This window comes from Actinomadura sp. GC306, assembly GCF_004348665.1.
GTDB lineage: Bacteria > Actinomycetota > Actinomycetes > Streptosporangiales > Streptosporangiaceae > Spirillospora.
This window is the reverse complement of sequence record NZ_SMKM01000481.1, coordinates 1-2169: the sequence shown is the minus strand read 5'-3', so window position 1 is coordinate 2169 and position 2169 is coordinate 1. Positions and strand designations below refer to the sequence as shown.

The window sequence follows — 2169 nt, the reverse complement described above, 5'->3', positions numbered from 1 at the left end:
AAGAGACAGGATCTGGGCTTCGTAGTGCTCGCGCTGGGGTGCGGGGTCGCCGAACCAGGTTTTGACTCCGTTGTGGCGGACGTGGACGTGGGGGCGTCCGAGGTGGGGTGGTGTCGCGCCTCGGATGATCTCGCCGACCTGTTCGAAGAGGTCCCGGCCGGTGATGGGGGTCGGTCTCATGGGCGGTTACCGGCGGCGGGGGTCGTCGACGTTGCCGAGGAGCGGGTGGACGCGCATGGCCGCCTCCAGTTCTCCGGGGAGTTCGTCTCGGTAGCGCCCCAGCGTGGACAGGTCGGCGTGGCCGAGGACGCGGCGCACGGCGTCCATGTCGGTGGCCGCTGCGAGCAGGTGGGTGGCGGTGGTGTGCCGTAGTCCGTGGGGTGTGACGCTTCGCCGGCGTCCGGGCTCTACCCGTGCCAGGACGCGGTCGATGACGGCTTGCACGTCGCCGCGTGCGAGGCGGCGTCCTCGCCAGGACAGCAGGAGGGCTTTCGGTTCTCGTCCTCGGTCCAGGAGTTTCCGTCCCTCGGCGAGGTAGGCGTCGAGGACTTCTACTACGGGGCCGGGCAGGGGGACGTCTCGTGTCCGGCCGCCTTTGCCGAAGATCCGCCAGTAGCGTGTTCCGCCGTTGACGAAGAAGTCCTCCACGTTCGCGGCCGTGAGTTCGGAGACGCGCGGGCCGACTGCCGCCAGCAGCAGGACCACGAGGCCGTCGCGCAGTTCGGTTCGCTGATCGGGTCGTTTGCCCGGGGCGGCCGGGGCTGTTTCGGCGAGGTCTTGTGCGGCTCCTAGCAGGCCCTCGGCCTGCTCCACTGTCAGCGCTCGCCGCTGTGCCCGCAGCCCGCCCCGCTGCCTGGGGCGCACCGTGACGGCCTGCATGGGGTTCAGCTGCACCCACCCCGCCACCAGTGCGTATTTGAAGAACGCCGATACCGACCGCCGGAAACGCGCCTGCGACGCCCCGCTCTGCAGGGCACCGGCTCCCGCCGCGGCATCCCCCGCCGCGGCCCGCCGGCGGCCGTCCGGCTTGCGCGCGAACCCCAGCAGCGCCTCATCGACGTCCTCACCGGTCAGATCGTCCAGCACCCGGTCCGCGCCCGCCAGTGCCGCGAAGGTCACCACGTCCCGCACGTAGACCTCCGCAGTCTTCGGCGACAGCGCGCCCGTCGAGGTCTTCGCGCGCACCATCCCCGCGTACCGGTCGACGCACTCGGCAACGGTCAGGCGCTGAACATCAGAGGGACGCACCCGCCGGACGTTAGCGCCCCCCACCGACAGAACCCACCCGGGCGGCGGTGCCGGTGGCGGGCGCCGCTCCCCCCGGGGCCGCCCGTCCGGGTGATCACGCGGCGGCGGTCATCGGGAGGCGTTGCGGGCGAGGGTGTAGGCCTCGGTGAGGTCGGTGCCGCGGTAGTCGAGGGCGGCGATGTCGGCGAGGTGGTGGTCGGCGTTGACGGCGACGGTGTTGGTGAGGTGCCGGAACAGCGGCGCGTCGGACATGGAGTCGCCGTAGGCGGTGCATTGGGCGGTGGTGAGGCCGTGGCGGGTGCGCAGTTCCTCGGTGATGCGGACCTTGTCGCCGGGGGTGAGGACGCCGGAGGGGTCGAGGGTGCCGGTGAACGGCATCGGGGGGAAGCGGGAGGCGATGACGTCGTCGAAGCCGAGGTCGAGGAGGTGGCGGGCGAAGAAGTCGGGCGACATGGTGATGACGGCGGAGTGCTCGCCGCGGGCGCGGATGTCGGCGCAGACGTCGGCGATGCCGGTCAGCCAGGTCGCGGCGGTGTAGGCGGCGGCGACGATGTCGGGGGTGAGGGCGCGCCAGAGCCGGTGGATGCGGATGGAGAAGCCGCGGGTGTCGAGGGTGCCGGCGGCGAAGCGGGCTTCGAGGTCGTGGAGTTCGGGGAGGGTGCCGAGGTGCCGGGCGATTTCGAGGTTGGCGGTGGTGCCGGCCAGCAGGGTGCCGTCCATGTCGAAGATGTGCAGGTGTGCCACGGGTTGCAGTGTGGTGGAGGGGCGGCGCGCGACGCGACCCATATTTCGCTGTGTCCGGGGTCAGTCGTCGGCCGAGGGCCAGATGGCGTAGGAGATGAGGATGGCGGCCCAGATGCCGAGTGGTGCGGCGGGCCAGTAGCCGGTTTCAGCGTCAATGCATGGGCTTCGACGTGGTCT

The 2169-nt window shown here is 71.3% G+C and carries 3 protein-coding genes; all 3 read right to left on the bottom strand.

The features are described 5' to 3' along the window. The coding region (locus E1200_RS34540) for a hypothetical protein (protein ID WP_207933665.1) at window positions 1–180 on the bottom strand (180 nt) is incomplete at its 3' end. A gap of 6 nt (window positions 181–186) precedes the next feature. Next, window positions 187–1248, bottom strand: coding sequence for a tyrosine-type recombinase/integrase (locus E1200_RS32800; RefSeq protein ID WP_131956494.1), 1062 nt, complete (start codon window positions 1246–1248; stop codon window positions 187–189). A 108-nt stretch (window positions 1249–1356) separates the two neighbouring features. After that, on the bottom strand, window positions 1357–1992 hold the full coding sequence (locus tag E1200_RS32795) for an HAD-IB family phosphatase (RefSeq protein ID WP_131956492.1): 636 nt from the start codon (window positions 1990–1992) through the stop codon (window positions 1357–1359). Window positions 1993–2169: the final 177 nt, after the last annotated feature.